The sequence below is a fragment of the Campylobacter concisus genome (genome assembly GCF_002913945.1).
GTDB lineage: Bacteria > Campylobacterota > Campylobacteria > Campylobacterales > Campylobacteraceae > Campylobacter_A > Campylobacter_A concisus_P.
On the sequence record NZ_POZK01000017.1, the window covers coordinates 124,444 to 142,959 of the forward strand.

Consider the following 18,516-nt stretch of genomic DNA (forward strand, 5'->3'; position numbering starts at 1 on the left):
ATCTAAATTTATTTTTTCTTTTTGCCTTTTGGCTCATCGCCTTTAAACCAGCTTTTTATCTTATCAAAGACACTTTCATCGGTATTTGATTTACCTGATTCTATGCCAAAGCTAGCTTGAAGCTTATTTAAAAGCTCTTTTTGTTCATCGCTTAGTTTTTCAGGCGTTTGAATAGAAATTTGCGCTACGAGCCTACCTTTTTTGCGCGAATTTACGCTTTTAATACCTTCATTTTCAAAGATAAATTGCTGTTTATCCTTTGCTCCAACAGGTAGTTTTAGCTCAGTTTCTCCTCGAAGCGTTGGAATTTTTATGCTTTCGCCAAGTATAGCTTGTGTGAAAAAGACAGGAATTTCTAGATAAACATCGTCGTTATGGCGAATGAAATGCTTGTCTTCTTTTACGTTTATGCTTACATAAAGATCGCCTTGAACGCCGTTTGTGCCGATATTGCCTTTACCAGCTACTCTCATCCTCATACCGCTATCAACACCTTCAGGTATGGTAATCTTTACAGTTTGTTGCTGGATTTTATAAGCTTTCGCGTTACAATCGGGGCATGGTTCGCTTATTACTTCACCGCTTCCGTGGCAATATGGGCACTCTTGGACGATATTCATAAAGCCATTTCCGCGTGTTATCCTGCCACTTCCGCCACAGTGCTGGCAAGTCTTGCTCTTGCCATCTTTACTGCCGGTTGCATTGCATGTTGGGCAAGGCACTTTTTGATCAAATTTTATCTCTTTTTCGCAACCAAAAATAGCTTCGTTAAACTCCAAATCTATAGGAATTTCAAGATCGGCTGAGTATTTTTCTGAGTATCTTTTTCTCTGCCTAGAACTACTTGCAAAACCGCCACCAAAAAATGAGTCAAAAATATCTGAAAGATCAAAATCGGCACTAAACCCGCCACCGCTACCAAATCGACCCTCAAGGCCTTCTTTGCCATATCTGTCGTAGATAGAGCGTTTTTGCTCGTCGCTTAAAACTTGATAAGCTTCATTTATCTGTTTAAATTTTAGTTCAGCCTCTTTGTCGCCAGAATTTCTATCTGGATGATATTTTAAAGCAAGTCTTCTAAAGGCTTTTTTGATCTCATCTCCGCTTGCATTTCTTGAAATTTCAAGGATTTCGTAATAGTCAAATTCCACATTTTTCCTTGTTAATTAAGCTTATTTTAAATATGGGATTTTACCCAAAAAAGTTTAAATTTAAAAAAGAATTTACATTTTTGCCGTATAATCTCTACTATTTTTAATAAAAAGGATAATTCATGGTTAATGTTTTAATGATAGAAGACGATCCAGAATTTGCACAAATTTTATCTGAATATCTTGATAGTTTTAATATAAAAGTTACGAATTTTGAAGATCCATATTTAGGACTTAGTGCTGGGATAAAAAACTATGATTTGTTAATACTTGATCTTACTTTGCCGGGCATTGATGGGCTTGAGGTTTGTAAAGAAATTCGCCAAAAATATGACATTCCTATCATCATAAGTTCGGCTAGAAGTGATATTAGCGATAAGGTTGTTGGACTTCAGCTTGGTGCTGATGATTATTTGCCAAAGCCATACGATCCAAAAGAGATGTATGCTCGTATTACAAGTCTTATAAGAAGATATAAAAAGACAAATGAAGTACAAGAAGAGGTCGTTGATAGCGCATTTAGGATTGATGATAAGCGTCACGAGATTTACTTTAACAATGAGCCGTTGGCACTTACTCCAGCTGAGTATGAAATTTTAACTTATCTCATTAAGCAACACAGCTTTTCAGTATCACGCGAACAGCTAGTTTATAATTGCAAAAGCCTAAAAGATAAAGATTCAAAGAGCTTAGATGTTATTATCGGACGCCTTAGATCAAAAATCGGTGATAGCTCAAAAGCCCCAAAACATATATTTTCAGTAAGAGGCATAGGATATAAGCTTATCGGATGAAATATTCCATAACTACGAAGATAACTATTATCTTTGCCATAGCTTTCTCGCTGATGTGCTTGCTCTTTGTAACTTTTGCAAACATTCAGCAAGAGAGCGCTTTAGAAAAACTAAAGGATAGACAAATAAGTGCGATGAACTATCTTGTCGCACTCTATGAACGCGGAAATCCTCCAAGAGATTTAGAACATTATTTTAAAAATTTTTACTTAGAGTATGTTGGAAATAAAAATTTAGCCACTTCAATAGCTACAAACGGGACTGTTGTTTTTACGCAGCATACACCTCTTGGAGTGGTGCAATCGGTTAATTACAAAGGCGATTTGTATTTGCTTATTAAAAACCCGTCTTTTCAGCTGCTTCTTGAAAGTAACGACGCAAGACACGTAAATGATCCGCTTTGGGTCGCATTTTTGATAGTTTCAGCCCTTCTCATCTCACTTTATGTCTCGGTTCTCAGAAGTCTTTCGCCACTTAGAAGGCTTAGTAAAGACATCAGAAAATTTGCCAGCGGAAATATGGAAATGGCGATGACAGCTAGGCTAAATGAAAACGAGCAAGACGAGATCGGACAAGTCGCTGTTGAGTTTGATAATGCCGTTTGCAAGATCAGAGAGCTCATCCGCTCAAGGCAGCTATTTTTGCGTGCGATTATGCATGAGCTAAAGACTCCGATTGGCAAAGGCAGGATCGTCTCTGAAATGGTCGCAAACGAGACCCAAAAGATGAGGCTCATAAACGTTTTTGAGCGCCTTGAGATGCTGATAAATGAATTTAGCAAGGTCGAGCAGCTCCTTTCTAAAAGCTACGCACTAAACTATCAAGAGTGCCATTTCTCGCTCATTTTAGAGCAAGTGCAAGATATGCTCATGCTTGATAAATTTGAAGAGCGAGTGAGCTGCGATATCAAAGACGACGTTATTTTAAGAGTGGATTTTCAGCTTTTTAGCTTAGCGATTAAAAATTTGATAGACAATGCCCTAAAATACGCAGAGGATAAAAAGGCTATTTTGATCTGCGATAGCGAATTTATAGCAGTTAAAAATTTAGGTAAAAAGCTAAATCACCCAATTGACTACTACAAACAAGCCTTTGTGCGTGGCGATAAGGTGAGTGCAGGAAGCGGTATGGGGCTTGGACTCTATATCATTGAGCAAATTTGTCAGATGCAAAAATTTGAGCTTGCTTACAACTACGAAGATGGTTATCACGTTTTTAAAATTTTACTTAGATCAAAGGCGAAGCGAGTATGAAAAGAGGCTTAGAAAAATTTAACGAGCTAACTGAGTCTTTTGCAAAGCTCCCTGGTGTTGGTAAAAAATCAGCCGCAAGGTTTGCCTATTTTGTCTGCATGCAAGATAGCTTTGCAGGGCTAAGGCTCGCTCAAAATATCGAAGACGCGGTAAGATTTATCAAGCGCTGTGAGCGTTGTGGTGGGCTAAGCGAAAATGAAATTTGCGACATTTGTAGCGACGAGAGTAGGGATAGCGAGGTTATTTTGCTGGTTGAGAGCCCAAAAGATATCTTGGTTTTTGAGCAAAATGGAATTTACAATGGACTTTATTTTGTACTTGACGAGATCGACGAAGAGGCGATAGAGAGGTTGCGAAATGCTATCAAGCAAAATGGCTCAAAAGAGGTCGTTTTTGCCTTTACACCAGGGCTAAATTCAGACGCACTTATGCTTTATGTCGAGGATAAGCTTGGCATGAATGAAATTTCATTTAGCAAGATCGCTCAAGGCGTGCCAACTGGTGTAAATTTAGAAAACGTTGATATGCTTTCACTTTTAAAAGCCTACGAAAGCCGTACAAAAGCCTAATTAAACTTTCTTTTAGTTATAATTTTGCCTAAATTTATAGAAATTTAGCCAAGGCTCAACCGCTGCTAAATTTAAAGGATATAGGTTGATTTTACTCATAGATAATTACGATAGTTTTGTTTTTAATGTTGAGCAATATGTAAAAGAGCTTACAGATGAAGAGGTTAGATGCGTTAGAAATGACAAGATCACGCTTGACGAGATCAAAAAACTAAACCCAAGCAAGATCATTTTAAGCCCAGGGCCAAAACACCCAAAAGATAGCGGAGTCTGTTTAGAAATTTTGGGGGCAGACCTTGGCGTGCCGGTGCTTGGAATTTGCCTTGGACACCAAGCTATAGGGCTTAGTTTTGGCGCAAAGATAAAAAGACTAGATGACCCACTACACGGCAAAACCTCATTTATCAACGTGAAAAACAAAGAGCCACTTTTTGCTGGGCTGCCTGAGCGCTTTGAGGTTATGCGCTACCACTCACTTTATATTGATGAGCTCCCAGCTAGCTTGAGCGCTGACGCGGTGAGCGATGATGGCGTAGTTATGGCACTTAGCGTTAAAGATAAGCCGATCTTTGGGATCCAGTTTCACCCAGAGAGCTACTTCACGCAATATGGCAAAAAGATCGTTGAAAATTTTGTAAATTACAAGGCAAAAAAAGAGGTAAAAGAGCCTAAAATTCGCTCACTCAAGCCATATCTTATCAAGCTTCAAGAGAACATCCCGCTTGATGATAGCGACTTTGAGCAAATTTGCGAGATAATAGCCAGCAAAGAGTACGAGATCGTGCAGCTTTCAGCCCTTTTGGTGCTCATTAGCGAAAAGAGCCTCTATCCAAAAAGCCTCGCTGCGCTTGCAAAAAATATCCTAAAATACTCGCAAACTTACCGCGACGATACGCCTATGATCGATCTTTGCGGCACTGGAGGCGATGGCTTTAAGACGATAAATATCTCAACTACAGTTGCATTTATCCTTGCAAGCCTTGGCATAAAGGTCGCAAAACACGGCAACAAGGCAGTTTCAAGCAAGTCTGGCAGCTCTGATGTGCTTGAAATTTTAGGCGTAAAAAGTGAAAAATCACTGGCAAAACAGCGTGAAAATTTAGCCAGTAAAAATTTAGCCTTTTTCCACGCGCCATTTTTCCATCCGCTAGTTGGTGAGGTGAGAGAAGTGCGCCAAAGACTTGGCATAAGAACCGTATTTAACGTGCTTGGACCGCTTTTAAATCCAAATTTAAACCTTACAAATCAGCTAGTTGGTGTCTATCATAAGCCCGTTCTAAAACTCTACGCCCAGACACTTAAGATCCTTGGCAGAAAGCACGCTTTGGTCGTTCGCGGCGATGACGGACTAGACGAGATCACGCTTTGTAGTGAAACAAGCGTTGTGGAGCTAAAAAATGGCGAAATTTTTGAGTATAGCATCACGCCAGAGCAGTTTGGCTTTAAAAGAGCGCTTCACAGCGATATCGATGGCGGCACACCAGAAGAAAACGCCAAAACCTTGATACGCACGCTAAAGGGCGAGGAGCAGGGGGCAAAATTTGACATCGTGGTCTTTAATGCGATGTTCGCACTCTACGCAGCTGATGGCGCTAAGAGCCCAGACGAGGCTAAAAAAATAGTGCTTGAGGCGATAAAAAGCGGCAAGGTATATAAATTTTATGAAGAGTTTATAAAGGCGCAAGCGTAATGGCGCTAGTTAAAATTTGTGGTATCAAAACGCTAGATGAGGCAAGTGCGGTTTGCGCTTTGGATGTTGATTTTATCGGACTAATATTTGCCAAAAGCAAAAGAAGGGTTGAGCTAAATTTAGCTAGGCAGATAGCGAGATTTGCTCACAGCAAGGGCAAAAAAGTAGTTGGTGTTTTTGCGGAGCAAAGTGATTGTGAGATAATGGAAATTTGCCAGTTTGCAGGGCTTGACGTCGCTCAGGTGCATGGAGTGATCAGTGAAAATTTGCATGCAAATTTAAAAGATATGGGGCAAGAAATCTGGCAGGTTTTTAGCGTGAAAGATAGCTTGCCAGAGGTTGATTTTAAGCATTTTGACATGGCTCTTTTTGACTGCAAGGGCGAAAATGCTGGTGGAAATGGCACTAGCTTTGAGTGGGAAATTTTAAAAGAGGTTAAATTTAAATTTGGCATGGCTGGGGGCATAGGCGAGCACAACATCAAAGAGGCGCTGAAATTTAAGCCATATCTAGTCGATATCAACTCCAAAGTCGAGGACGAAAACGGCATAAAAGATGCACAAAAGATAGAGAGAATTTTAAAGATCATAGGTGAGGTAGAAGATGAATAGTAAAGCATATTTTGGAAAATTTGGCGGGCAGTTCGTGCCTGAGACGGTGATGTTTGCACTTGATGAACTAGAAAATGCTTATGAGAGCATCGCAAAGACAAAAGAGTTTAAAGACGAGCTTGATGATCTGCTTAAAAACTACGTTGGCAGGCCTAGTCCGCTCTTTTTTGCAAAGCGCCTAAGCGAGCACTACGGACATGAAATTTACCTAAAAAGAGAGGATCTAAACCACACGGGTGCGCACAAGATAAATAACGCCCTTGCTCAAGCGCTACTTGCTAAAAAAATGGGCAAAAAGAAAATTTTAGCTGAGACTGGAGCTGGTCAGCACGGCGTGGCGACAGCGACTGCGGCAGCACTTTTGGGCTTAGAGTGTGATGTATATATGGGCGCAACAGACGTGGCTAGACAGCAGCTAAATGCCTTTCGCATGCAGCTTCTTGGTGCAAAGGTGGTGAGCGTAGAAGACGGCTTAAAAACGCTAAAAGAGGCGACTACGGCGGCCATACAAGCGTGGGTAAATGAGATAGAGAGCGCATTTTATGTCATCGGCTCAGCCGTTGGCCCACACCCATATCCAAAGATCGTGCGTGACTTTCAAAGCATCATCGGCACAGAAGCCAAAGCCCAGCTTGCAGAGTATGGCAAAAAGGCCGACTACGTCATCGCATGTGTTGGTGGCGGCAGTAATGCTATTGGCATTTTTAGTGCGTTTTTGGACGATGAGAGCGTAAATTTAGTAGGTATAGAAGCTGGCGGCCTTGGCATAGATACCCCTTATCACGCTGCTACGCTTAGCAAAGGCAAAACCGGCATCATCCACGGCATGAAAACTACGGTCTTGCAAGACGAGTATGGCATGATCTCGCCAGTTCACAGCATCTCAGCAGGCTTAGACTACCCAGGTATCGGTCCAGAGCACGCCCACTTAAACGACATCAAAAGGGTAAAATACGAAGCTGTAACTGACGATGAGTGCATAAACGCTCTTTATTTCTTAAGCAAGATGGAGGGCATCATCCCAGCCATCGAGAGCGCGCACGCACTGGCATATCTAGAAAAGCTTTGCCCAAAACTTGATAAAAAAAGCGTCATCGTCGTAAACGTCTCAGGCAGGGGCGATAAGGACATAAACACAGTTATCGGCTATGAAAAAGGAAAAATTTATGGATAAGATCAAAAGCGCATTTAACGGCAAAAAGGCAAACATCGGCTACATCGTAGCTGGATATCCAAGCCTAGAAAAAACGAAGGAATTTTTAGAAAATTTAGATGAGAGCACGCTTGATCTAGTCGAGATCGGTATCCCTTATTCTGATCCGCTGGCTGACGGCAAACTCATCGCGCAAGCTAGCTTTGAGACGGTGCAAAATGGCGTAAATACGGACGTTGTCTTTGACATGCTTGAGAGTTGCAAGGCAAAAGTGACAAAGCCACTTGTTTTTCTGGTTTATTTTAATATCATCTTTGCTTACGGCGTTGATAAATTTCTCAAAAGATCGGTTGAGGCAGGAGTTAGCGGCTTTATCGTTCCGGATCTGCCTTGCGAGGAGTGCGAGGAGTTTGCTCTAAAATGTAAGGAGCTAAATTTAAGCCTGATACCACTTATCAGTGTCACATCTGGCAGTAGAGCGGATGGAATTTTAAAATTTGGCTCAGGATTTATCTACGCTCTTGGCGCAATCGGCGTTAGCGGTTCAAAAAGGGCTGATGAAGATAGGATAAAAAATTTAGTTCTAGAGCTTAAGAAAAAGAGTGATCTGCCAGTGGCTGTGGGCTTTGGTATAAAAAACAAAGATGATGTTAATGAGGTAAAAAAATATGCTGATGGAGCAATCATAGGTACGCAAATAGTTAAGCTTTGTGCCGAATTTAGCGGTGAAAAGCTAGTAAAAGAGATAGATAAACTCTTTTAAAATGCTTAATAAATTTATAGCTAATTTAGTAAAGCCAAAGTATAATTGAAAATGCATTTCAAGTCTTAAGGAAGAGATATGAGAAAAGTTATAGATGAAGCTACAAGCTATCTTTGCAAGGATACTTTAGGACTAGATTTAGAGTTTGGTAAGAGTCTAGGTAAAGGATTTTACGGAGCTAGCATACCAGTCTATAAGGGTAAAAGCGAATATCATTTTTACCTATTTTTTAAAAAAGATACTTTGAAAATTTTCATGAATGCCTTTTTTGGTCACGAAGATGTTGATGGTGGCGATCTGGACGATCTTTGCAAAGAGATAGCTAATCAAATCATCGGCAAAGCTAAAAATTTACTAAATGAAAAAGAGCCAAATGCGTACAAACTAGGAACGCCTGAATTTTTGGGTGAAGTTGAAAATTTTGGCATAAAGCTAAAAGAGAAATTTATATATAAAATAAAAAATAGAACATTTCAAATAGGCTACGATATACAATGAGCGAAGAAAGTGCGATAGAGACACTAGAGCAGTTAGGGCTTTTTAAGAGCTATGATGAGCTTTTGGATATCAGTGTTGACTTTATAGCTGAGCTAGGAACTACCACAGTTAGCATAAATGAGCTTTTAAAATTCGAAGCTGGCTCGGTCATAGACCTCGAAAAGCCAGCTGGTGAGAGCGTGGAGCTATATATAAATAATAGAATTTTTGGAAAAGGTGAAGTAATGGTTTATGAGAAAAATTTAGCCATCAGGATAAATGAAATTTTGGATTCAAAGTCAGTTATTCAATACTTCAAAAAAGAGCTTTTATGAAATTTATATTAGCTTTGCTTTTTTTTACAACGCAAATTTTTGCTTCAAACTTACTAGCTTATAATATCTATGAACGTAACGATAGAGTTGATATTATGCTTAGTTTTGATGCGCCTTACGAGGGAAATATCTTCCAAAAACGTGAAAAAAATACGACATCTTTGATATTAAATTCGCTAAGTTATGATCAAAGTACTAGCAAGGATATAAACTCAAAAATCATTCAAGAGCTAGAGATAGAGCCAAAGCAAAACTCGCTAGTTTTAAATTTGCGCTCAAACGATGCTATTATTGTAAACGCTTCAAAGACAACTGATAGCTTTGGACTCCGCATTCGTGTAACGCTAAAAAATACAAAACCTCAAATACAAAATATGCCTCAAGCTAGTGCAAAAATAGAGAGCCCTAGCACTCCAAAGATAGATGAAGAGCCTATGCTGAATATAGACTCAAGGTATTTTATAGTCTTAAGTGTGCTTATTGCGCTTCTTATATTTTTATATGTATTTAAAAGATATATTACTTCAAAGAGTAATGATTTTGGCGGATTTAAAGCACCTAGAAATCAGTCTCAAAATGATACAAAATCAATGAACTGGCTACTTAAAAATCAAAATAGTAACGTCAATATAATATATGAAAAGTATCTTGATCGCACGAATAAGCTAATGCTATTAAGCTATGAAAATAGGCGTTATTTGGTGATAGTTGGTAGCTCAAATGTAATGCTTGATAGCTTTGGTGAAGACAAGATACAAAATGAGCAAGATTTTGCTATATTTTTCGAAGAGAACAAGAAAAAACTAAGCTCATTTTTAGAAGAGCGAAAAAATAGTTTAAGTAACTATAAAGATAAAATGAGCGGAGAATTTTAGTAGTTTTAGCTAAAATTCTCATCCAATAAGTATGTCTTGGTCTGAGTAAAATTTAATTTTTAACCTTACTTGTTGCCTAATTATAAAGAGCTTTTAAGTTGCTTTCACGTTTAAATTTTATACTTTAAAGCTAGTTTCAAAATCTATACAAACGAAATAGCAAAAATTTCAGGTTTTGTGATCTTTTTTATCTCTTCTTTTGCCATAGCAAATTCTTTTGCACCTTCTATTTTTAGCGTATGCCCACTAAATTCGAAGTTTAAATTTAGCCTTTCACAGGTTAGATCAAGTGCCTTTGCAAGTGAGAGTATAAAACTTAGCCATCTTATACACTCGGCTTTTGGAAGTAAATTTTTATACCGTTCAAATTCATAGATATTTTTCTTTCCGTTTGTGCCAATTACTACTGCAATCAATGCTTTTTGTTCATGCGGAAAGCCATAATTTAAGGCATTTAAGACTATATAGGCTGAGTTTTTATGATCACCATAAAAGCCAATCTCTTGACCAACATTGTGAAGTTTTGCAGCAACTAAAAGCGCTTCAAGATAGTTATCACTTAGACCGTGAAGCTTTTTTAATACCATAAATATATCTTTTGCATATCTTGTGACAGATTTATTGCATGATAATATAAAACGATCTTGCAAACTTTTGATGCTTGGATTAAAATTTTGCGGAAATTTAAGGCTAGGGCGTAAAAAATCTTTTAAGAACACTCCCTCTCTTACGCCAACTCCACTTGTTATAATATTTTTGGCATTTAGAGCTTTGGCGAGGGCCAAAAAGATATGTGCACCCTCTCTAATGGTGTCGTATCTATCTTTTTTAATAGGAAATTTATTTAGCTCAAGCACGCTAATATTTGCGATGCTCTCGATATAGGCTTGCTCGTCGTTAAGCTTATAGCAAAAGCCATGCAGTGATGAGAGCGGATATAAATTTTTGCTCATTATAGCAGATGATATCGCTCTAAGAGAGCCACCAATAGCGATTATATTTTGGCATTTAAATCGCTCATCTATCTGTTTTGTAACTTGTTCTAAAAATTTTGGCAACTTATTTAAGTTTTTCTTATCAAAAAAAAGCTCTTTTAACCTAACTGTACCAATGTCAAGTGAGAGCGTATCTATTATTTTGCCTTTGCTTATTCTGGCAAGCTCAGTTGATCCGCCACCGATATCAATAGTGACGCATTCAGCGATGTTATGGAGTAAATTCTTGGCCGCGATTGCACCAAAAGTAGCCTCTTCTTTGCCGTCTATGACTTTTAAATTTATGCCAAGTTTTTTTCTTAAAAGAGAAATCAAAACATTTGCGTTTGGAGCGTCCCTAAGCGCTGAAGTACCAACACATAAGACTTTATTGCATTTGTAGCTTTTTATGATATTTGAAAATTCTCTAAAAGCCTTTAGCGCTTTTTCCATCGAGCTTTCGGATATTTCATTGTTTGAGCCATATCCGCCTTCACCTAGGCGAACCTTTTTTTTATATTCAGCTAGTATAAAAAATGCTAAGCGTGACGTTCTCTCAAATATCGCCATTCGCATGGAATTTGAGCCAAGATCTATTACTGCGGTTCTCTTTGCCATTTTTATCCTTTTATATTTAAAACTAGGCTTGCGACTGCACCGCTTCTATCGTTTCTATTTTTAATGTCTACTTCGCCACCAAGAGCCTGTGCTGCACCTTTAGCTAGAAACAACCCAAGCCCAGCACCACCTTTGTCGCCGTATCTTTTAAATGGAGCAAATAAATCTTTACTCTCATCTATGCCTATTCCTTCATCTATTACTTCGATGATAAATTTATTTTTTATGAGCTTAGAGCTAATCTTAATGGTGCTATTTTTTGGTGAAAATTTAATGGCATTTTGAACAAAATTTTGCACAATGTGAATTAGCAAGCTAGTTTGTATTTTTAGATTTAAAATTTCTGGTTTTAGGTCCAGCTTTATATTTTTTTCATCATTTTTTGCAAGTATCTCATAGTTTTTTGCAAGTTTTTTTAAAAATCCTATAACATCAGTATTTACTGGCTCTTCAAACTGAGCTCCCTCTTGGCGGCCGATCTCAAGCACGGAACTTATCATCGCGTTCATGCCGTTTATAGCTTCATTGTTTGATTTTAGAGCTTCGATATATTTTTCAATCTCGCGTGGTTTTAAAAGCGTAACTTCATTTTTTGTTTTCATTACAGCCAGCGGTGTTTTTAGCTCATGTGCCACACCTACAAAAAGTTCTTTTTGGTATAAGACAAATGTTTGGATGCGAGAGATTAGCCTATTTATGCTCTGTCCAAGCGGTAAAAACTCATCTGGTAGACTTTTTATATCGATCTCATGAAGAAATTTTTCATCTAAATTTGTAAGCTTGTGACTCAAAATTTTTATAGGTATTAAAAGCATTCTTGATAAAAATAGTGCATAAAAAAGTACCAAAAGTATCGCTGATACATTTACGATTATAATATCTATAAAAATTTCTTCTACTATATGAGCTTGAAGAGTAGTATCTTTTTCTAGGCTTAAATAACTACTTTCATCGAGTTTTGTTATTAAAAAAGTTTTACTTTGATCCTTTGATTTTTGCGTTATGATATATGTTTCTTTATCTTGCGGCTCGTCTGTTTTTATCGTTGCTAGGGTTTTGTTTGGATTTTCTATCGTAAATGTTTTTGAATTTAAAGGATTGAAATTCTGAGGATTTTTTTTATAAGCTTCTGCTTGATAGTTTAGCTCATTAACTACACTTTGAAAAACAGTAACCCTTATATAGTGATAAAGCATTACCGAAATAACTACAATTAGCATCATAGCACCAGATGCTAATTGTAGTATAAATCTATTCCTTAGGCTTTTTTGGGAAAACAAAATCTATATCCGCGTCTTCTAACAGTTTCAATTGTTGAAATATTTAGTGGTTTGTCCATTTTTTGGCGGATTTGGTTGATAGCGACTTCAATAACGTTTGGAGTGACGAGCTCTGGCTCTTCCCAGATAGCATCAAGTAGTTGCTCTTTAGATACGATCTGATCTGAGTGTCTTGCAAGGTGAGTTAGGACTTCAAAAGGTTTACCCTTAAGCTCAATGTCACGACCTAAATATGTGATTTTCTCTTCATCTGGATTGATAATGAGCTCATCGATTTTTATAATATTTGTGCCGCCAAAGCGTAGTCTTGCTTCAAGTCTAGCTACTAAGATGTCAAAATCAAATGGCTTTTTGATATAGTCATCAGCTCCAGCTCTAAGTGCTTTTATTTCGCTTTCTTTGTCATCTTTTGCAGAAAGAACTACAACTGAAGTGCGTGGAGATTTGTGTTTGATGATATTTATAAGATCTATGCCATCGCCATCTTGAAGCATCCAATCAGTCAAAACTAGATCGTAATTTCTGATACCTATATAGTACTCAGCATCTTTAAAATTTTCAGAGCTATCAGTTTGATAGCCAAACTCTTGCAAACCCTCAGCAATCGTCTTATTTAGCGTCACTTCATCTTCAACTATTAAAATACGCATTTTGCTTCCTTAAACTAAAATTTATGGGCGATTGTATCATAAATTAAGCAATATTTCAAGATAGTTTAATAAATTTTTAAAAAATAGTGTTTATTTTTGCTCCAACAACTGCGTTTGGTAAAATTTCAGTTTTTAAAATTTCCATTTTAAGGCTAGTTAGTGAGCCAAATTTCTCTTTTAATGCTTTGCTAGTTTCTTCAAGCGACTCTTCAACGCTTTGAAACTGTCTTTCATTATAAAAATTTTTAACAAAGTCAATAATTAAAACATAATCAATAAAACCAGTTGAGCAAATTTCTAGATTCATTTGCACCTCTTGCTTAGCGACTCGCTCAAAATCAAGCATTCCAATGATCGTTTCAAATTTATAGTCTTTAATGATCGTCGTCATCTCGCTTTTCATACGACTTTTTTCTCTTTACCGGATATTAAACGAACGATATTTGGTATGTGTTTATAAACCACCAAAAATGCGATAATTAGTATCGGAGCGTGTGTATAGATTTCATCTAACTCTGAATGGATTATAAAGCTTGATGTTATGAGAGCTATCAACGCACAAAGTGAAGCAAGAGAGCTAATTTTTAAAAATTTTCCGACCACAAACCAAACAGCTAGAGCAATAATGATTTCAACTGGTAAGAAAAATGCGATCACTCCAGCTCCAGTTGCGACTCCTTTGCCGCCCTGAAATCCTAAGAATATAGAAAAACAATGTCCAGCCACGCTTAAAACCGCCATAGTCCAAAGCACACTTTGGCTTGCACCAAGAGAAGAGGCGACCATGAGTGGTAAAACGCCTTTTAACACATCACAAACTATCGTTAAAATGGCTAGTTTCTTGGCTAGTTTTGGATCTTTTTGTTTTAAAACTCTTAAAACATTTGTCGCGCCTATGCTTTTACTGCCCTCTTTTTTTATATCAACATGGCCAAAAATTTTTGCTAGTATGAGTCCTGATGGGATGCTGCCAAGCAGGTAGCTAACGGCATAAAGTATTAAATTTTGCATATTTTACCTTTTAAATTTAACAGAAATGATAGTAAAAAAATACTAATTATTTTATAAATCATCTCCATAAAAGCACGACTTTCTCGTCATAGATATCGCTTTTCTTTGGTGAAATTTGTATTTCATTTATAGCAATATTTTTTATATCATTTGCTTTTTTTAGCTCGTCGCTTTCTTTTTCAAATTTCTCTTCAAGTTCGCTAATGGCTAAATTTATGTCATTTACGCTTTGCTCGCTAAGCTTGACGTCACTTCGCTCTTTTAAGACTCTATTTGCACTTCTTGCACTCGATGCGATTTTACCCGCATTTTGACGAGATAAAAGCTTGTTGCCAAATATCGCTCCAAGTATGCTAGCGCCTATATTTATGGCAGCATCAAGCCCACTTGTGGTCATCTCTTTTTGCTCTTTATCAAGCTTTGCTAGAGCCTTGTTTAGCTTGTCTTGTAGGCTTTTTCGCTCTTTTTCAAATTTAGCCGTGAGTTTTGCAGTTTGTTCTTCTAAAATTTCATTGCACTTATCTTGAAGCCTAATATAAAACTGCTCCTTTGTTTCATTGTTGTTTGAATAAATTCCCAATGCTTCAAAGGTGTTAAATTTGAAATTTCTATACAGATACTCTTTAAAATCTTTTTGGATATTGTCAAAATTTTTAGCTTTTAAAATGAAATTTGGCACAGCTGCAAAGCTTGCGTCACTTGGTTCATTTTTGTTTGCATCAACATGCATGCCTTCGCTAGCCTCATCCCAGTTTGGCTCATTGTCATTTTCGTTTAGTTCATAAAGATAGCTTACTTCATAAACGCTATCGATGCCCTTTTTGGTGTCATAAATTCTCACCTTCGCACTTGCAAATAAATTTGGCGTGAGGCTTTTTGAGTTAGCATAAAGTTGTGTGATCTCATTTGAAATGATAGGCTTTATGCTAAATTTCATCTCGCTTTTATCTACGCTTTGAGTACTTAAATTTTCTTTTTTATCTTTCATTAAATTTGAAATTTGCTCACGGCTGAGCGGACCTTTTAGATAGCTAAGTGCCCAGCGCGTGGAGATGACGTTTAAGCCATCTTCGTTTATATTTTTAAGTAAGAAATTTCTTTTGGCTAAATTTGATATGAGGTTTTCAAGCGAAGCTTTATCTAGATTTGATCCAGCGATGCCGCTTAGTCCGTCTATAACGCGGGCTTTGTCCTGCGCTGTTTGGAGGCGGCCGATGAACCAAGTGCCGATGTTGCTAAGGCCTTTATAATCAAGATCGACTGGGTTTTGCGTACTTAAGATGCAGCCAAGACCAAATGCACGAGCTTGCTTTAAAAGTGTAAGCATCGGTGTTTTTGATGGAGGGTTTGCGTTTGGTGGGAAAAATCCAAAAATTTCGTCCATATAAAGGATCGCTCTAAGTGAGCTAGTACCCTCGGTGCCGCGCATCCACGCGATGATCTCGTTTAGTAAAAGGGTGACAAAAAACATCCTCTCAGCGTCATTTAGGTGTGAGATCGTAAAGATATTGCACTTTGCTTTGCCGTTTTCATCAAATAGCATTTTTGAAATTTCAAGTCTAACGCCCTGCGTCCAGCCCTTAAAACTTGGGCTTGCGATGAGCGCGTTTATCTTCATGGCAAGCTTTAGGCGCTCACTGCTTGGATAGAAGGTATCGACGTCAAAAACGCCTATCTTTTTAAAAGGCGGATTTGCGATGAAATTTATGAGCTCTTCTATACTGACGTCTTTTTGCTCTTTAAATTTAGTCTCAAATATGGTTGAAATAAGCAGCTGTTCTTTTGAATTCATGTCCTCGGAATTTATACCAATGAGAGATAATACCGAGGCTGCAAGCGAATTTATATAGTTGCTAAAAATTTCTTCGTCATTGATATTTGGGCAGGCAAAGTCGCTAAGTAGCGTCACGCCTATGCCAGCTGAACTTTTTGGTGTGTAGATGTTAAAGCTAGCGCTTTCTTTTAAAATTTTTACTCGCTCAAGATCTTGAAAGCTCGACTCTATGCCATTTCTCCAAAGCTCGGCCTGAGCAGCGGCAAATTCCTCTACACTTTGACCTTTGTTTGTGGCCTCTGCTTCATCGACGTATGGTAAAAAATCCTCCGCTCTCATCTGCGGAAAAGTGAGAGCTAAATTTGTGATGTCGCCCTTTGGATCGATGATGATGGAAGGGATATTATCTATGCAGGCTTCTTCTAAAAGAGTGATACCAAGGCCTGTTTTACCGCTACCTGTCATACCGATGATGGCTGCGTGGGTGGTTAGATCCTTATTTTTATAAAAAAATAGTTCTTTGTCTTTCAGCCCGATATAAAAAAGTTTTAAATTTTCTTGTATTGTTTTCACTAGTTGCCTTATTCGTATAAATTTATACGTGAGCGAAGCTCGTCAAGTGTCTCTTTTATGCGCTTTTGCGTAAAATCTTTTATCGTTTCATCATCATCAATAAGCTTCATGCAGTATCTTATATAGCCTTTATATGCTAGCTCTGTAACAAGTCTTAGCTTTAAAGTCACGTTTTTTACTTTATCTGGCGCGATTAAGATTTCAAAGGTCGCTTCTAGTTCTTCTCCATCTTGAAAATTTGTAGTTTGCGGGCTTAATACGCTTATGCCGCCCTCAGAAACATCATAAAGGCTACCTTCGATCTTGTCTTGCTTGCCTTTGATAATAGTTTTGGTGAAACGATTTGGCAAGATACGTTGGAATTTTCTTTTATATGCGTACATCGTTGTATTTCGTAAGAAATTTGAAAGAGTGACGCCTTTATTAACTATATTGTAATTAACAATATCAGCACATAATGGCTTTGAGAAAAAGCTATTTGGCAAAATAAAACCTTTGCCGTCTTGCTTCATGGCTAAAATTTGCATCATATCCACACGAAAAACGACACTATCTTCCTTAACTTCTAAAATTTCAGCCTCATATTTTATATTTAGTCCATCATATAAATTTAAAAGCTCAGGCCTTACCTTGGCTTTTTTCATGCGAGTGAATGTATTGATCGGATCTTCATAAAAAAATGTTCCGGTTTCGATCATGTCTTTTACATTTGTTTCCTGCTGGTCTTTAACGTCACATAAAATTTCTTTGATTCTTGAAACGGCATTTACGAAATAACCTACGAAGGTACTGTTGTCGCAAGAGTGACTAAAATTTAAGGTCAAATTTAAAAGTAGAAAATTGATTAATTCGTCTCTTGCGTTTGATTTTGGTATTAGATTATTTAAATCATCTTGTAGCTGTGTAGCATTTGGCTTTTGAATAAGCAGTGTATCAAAGATGTTTTCAAGACAAATTTTTACCTGATCGTGCGGCACGATAAATGTTAGCTGCCTACAAAATTTGATACCGTCATTGATAAATTTATCTCTTAATTTAAGTATGCTGTCTTCGCAATTTATTACAAGCTCTTGCCTGCCCTTAAAATCCATTGGGTCTCCGGAAAGTTATTAGTTAAAGTTTTTACTATAATATAGAAAGTTATATTAAAAAAATATTTAAATATGCAGAAATATGCAGAGAGAAAAAATTTCTAGGCAAAGCTGCCTAGAAATTTTTGAATTATAATTTGCCTTCGTTGTGTGAAAGGTAGTCAGCAACACCTTCAGTGCTTGGTTTCATGCCAGCATCACCTTTGTTCCAGCCAGCTGGACAAACTTCGCCGTGCTCATTTGTAAATAGCATAGTATCTACCATTCTTATCATCTCATCGATGTTTCTGCCAAGTGGAAGATCATTGATAACTGCATGGCGAACAGTGCCATCTTTGTCTAGTAAGAATGAGCCACGAAGTGCCACACCAGCATCTTCTAGAAGTACGTCAAATCCGCGAGCGATTGATTTTGTCATATCAGCTACGATAGGGAAGCGAACTTTGCCAATACCGCCTTTGTTTACTGGAGTCTCTTTCCATGCGAAGTGTGAAAATTGGTTGTCGCATGAAACTGCGATAACTTCGATACCACGTGACTTGAACTCGTCATATCTTTTATCAAATGCGATAATTTCGCTTGGGCAAACAAAAGTAAAATCCATTGGATAGAAAAATACAACTGCGCCTTTCTCGCCAATATTTTTATAAAGATTAAAATCATTTACAATTTGATTGTTTCCTAAAACTGCTGCAGCTGTAAAATCAGGTGCTTTTTTTGTTACTAACATTTGTTCTCCTTAATAATAAATTTTATTGATTGCGAAATTATATCTATTCAAAATTAAATTTAGTTTAAATATATTTTAGAAATTTTTGTTTAGCAAATTTAGTGTTATTGGTAAAAACAGAAAATGGATTTTGTTAAAAGTGGT

The 18,516-nt window shown here is 37.4% G+C and carries 19 protein-coding genes; 10 read left to right on the top strand and 9 right to left on the bottom strand.

Annotated features, from left to right (window positions below; all coding sequences use genetic code 11):
* Positions 1-8: 8 nt before the first annotated feature.
* The gene (gene dnaJ / locus CYP64_RS03825) at positions 9-1,151 is read right to left on the bottom strand and encodes a molecular chaperone DnaJ (RefSeq protein ID WP_103648737.1); all 1,143 of its coding nucleotides are present in this window, start codon (positions 1,149-1,151) and stop codon (positions 9-11) included.
* Positions 1,152-1,273: 122 nt separating this feature from the next.
* On the opposite strand from dnaJ, the gene CYP64_RS03830 reads away from it, so the two are divergent.
* The 10 genes from CYP64_RS03830 (at position 1,274) to CYP64_RS03875 (ending at position 9,671) form a co-directional block, all read left to right on the top strand.
* Positions 1,274-1,945: a response regulator transcription factor gene (locus CYP64_RS03830; protein ID WP_021091583.1), complete on the top strand. Its 672-nt coding sequence runs from the start codon at positions 1,274-1,276 to the stop codon at positions 1,943-1,945.
* Positions 1,942-3,198 (top strand): ArsS family sensor histidine kinase, encoded by a 1,257-nt coding sequence (locus CYP64_RS03835; RefSeq protein WP_103648738.1) that lies wholly within the window; start codon positions 1,942-1,944, stop codon positions 3,196-3,198. The genes CYP64_RS03830 and CYP64_RS03835 overlap by 4 nt, the downstream gene beginning before the upstream one ends.
* On the top strand, positions 3,195-3,767 hold the full coding sequence (gene recR / locus CYP64_RS03840) for a recombination mediator RecR (protein ID WP_103628964.1): 573 nt from the start codon (positions 3,195-3,197) through the stop codon (positions 3,765-3,767). Before CYP64_RS03835 ends, recR begins: the two co-directional genes overlap by 4 nt.
* A gap of 85 nt (positions 3,768-3,852) precedes the next feature.
* Positions 3,853-5,457, top strand: coding sequence for an anthranilate phosphoribosyltransferase (gene trpD, locus CYP64_RS03845; protein WP_103648739.1), 1,605 nt, complete (start codon positions 3,853-3,855; stop codon positions 5,455-5,457).
* On the top strand, positions 5,457-6,068 hold the full coding sequence (locus CYP64_RS03850) for a phosphoribosylanthranilate isomerase (protein WP_103648740.1): 612 nt from the start codon (positions 5,457-5,459) through the stop codon (positions 6,066-6,068). The genes trpD and CYP64_RS03850 overlap by 1 nt, the downstream gene beginning before the upstream one ends.
* Positions 6,061-7,242, top strand: a complete 1,182-nt coding sequence (gene trpB / locus CYP64_RS03855; protein WP_103648741.1) for a tryptophan synthase subunit beta — start codon at positions 6,061-6,063, stop codon at positions 7,240-7,242. The genes CYP64_RS03850 and trpB overlap by 8 nt, the downstream gene beginning before the upstream one ends.
* Positions 7,235-7,984, top strand: coding sequence for a tryptophan synthase subunit alpha (trpA, locus tag CYP64_RS03860; RefSeq protein ID WP_103648742.1), 750 nt, complete (start codon positions 7,235-7,237; stop codon positions 7,982-7,984). The genes trpB and trpA overlap by 8 nt, the downstream gene beginning before the upstream one ends.
* 78 nt (positions 7,985-8,062) lie before the next feature.
* Positions 8,063-8,482 (top strand): chemotaxis protein CheX, encoded by a 420-nt coding sequence (locus tag CYP64_RS03865; RefSeq protein ID WP_054197109.1) that lies wholly within the window; start codon positions 8,063-8,065, stop codon positions 8,480-8,482.
* The gene (fliN, locus tag CYP64_RS03870; RefSeq protein ID WP_087586144.1) at positions 8,479-8,796 is read left to right on the top strand and encodes a flagellar motor switch protein FliN; all 318 of its coding nucleotides are present in this window, start codon (positions 8,479-8,481) and stop codon (positions 8,794-8,796) included. The genes CYP64_RS03865 and fliN overlap by 4 nt, the downstream gene beginning before the upstream one ends.
* On the top strand, positions 8,793-9,671 hold the full coding sequence (locus tag CYP64_RS03875; protein ID WP_103648743.1) for an excinuclease ABC subunit A: 879 nt from the start codon (positions 8,793-8,795) through the stop codon (positions 9,669-9,671). Before fliN ends, CYP64_RS03875 begins: the two co-directional genes overlap by 4 nt.
* Positions 9,672-9,814: 143 nt before the next feature.
* On the opposite strand, the gene CYP64_RS03880 is transcribed toward CYP64_RS03875, so the two are convergent.
* From CYP64_RS03880 to CYP64_RS03915, 8 genes are all read right to left on the bottom strand, one after another.
* Positions 9,815-11,263, bottom strand: a complete 1,449-nt coding sequence (locus CYP64_RS03880; RefSeq protein ID WP_103648744.1) for a Ppx/GppA phosphatase family protein — start codon at positions 11,261-11,263, stop codon at positions 9,815-9,817.
* A gap of 2 nt (positions 11,264-11,265) precedes the next feature.
* Complete coding sequence (locus CYP64_RS03885; protein WP_181001680.1) at positions 11,266-12,483, bottom strand: sensor histidine kinase; 1,218 nt, start codon at positions 12,481-12,483, stop codon at positions 11,266-11,268.
* A 38-nt stretch (positions 12,484-12,521) separates the two neighbouring features.
* Entirely contained in the window at positions 12,522-13,193 is a 672-nt protein-coding gene (hsrA, locus tag CYP64_RS03890) for a homeostatic response regulator transcription factor HsrA (RefSeq protein ID WP_021091657.1), read from the bottom strand.
* A 76-nt stretch (positions 13,194-13,269) separates the two neighbouring features.
* Complete coding sequence (locus CYP64_RS03895; protein WP_084109539.1) at positions 13,270-13,596, bottom strand: dihydroneopterin aldolase; 327 nt, start codon at positions 13,594-13,596, stop codon at positions 13,270-13,272.
* Positions 13,593-14,204, bottom strand: a complete 612-nt coding sequence (gene plsY / locus CYP64_RS03900) for a glycerol-3-phosphate 1-O-acyltransferase PlsY (protein ID WP_103648745.1) — start codon at positions 14,202-14,204, stop codon at positions 13,593-13,595. The genes CYP64_RS03895 and plsY overlap by 4 nt, the downstream gene beginning before the upstream one ends.
* Positions 14,205-14,262: 58 nt before the next feature.
* Complete coding sequence (locus CYP64_RS03905) at positions 14,263-16,551, bottom strand: helicase HerA domain-containing protein (RefSeq protein ID WP_103648746.1); 2,289 nt, start codon at positions 16,549-16,551, stop codon at positions 14,263-14,265.
* 8 nt (positions 16,552-16,559) lie between these two features.
* Positions 16,560-17,642, bottom strand: a complete 1,083-nt coding sequence (locus CYP64_RS03910) for a PilZ domain-containing protein (protein WP_103648747.1) — start codon at positions 17,640-17,642, stop codon at positions 16,560-16,562.
* Between the two features lie 130 nt (positions 17,643-17,772).
* On the bottom strand, positions 17,773-18,372 hold the full coding sequence (locus CYP64_RS03915; protein ID WP_021091673.1) for a peroxiredoxin: 600 nt from the start codon (positions 18,370-18,372) through the stop codon (positions 17,773-17,775).
* Positions 18,373-18,516: the final 144 nt, after the last annotated feature.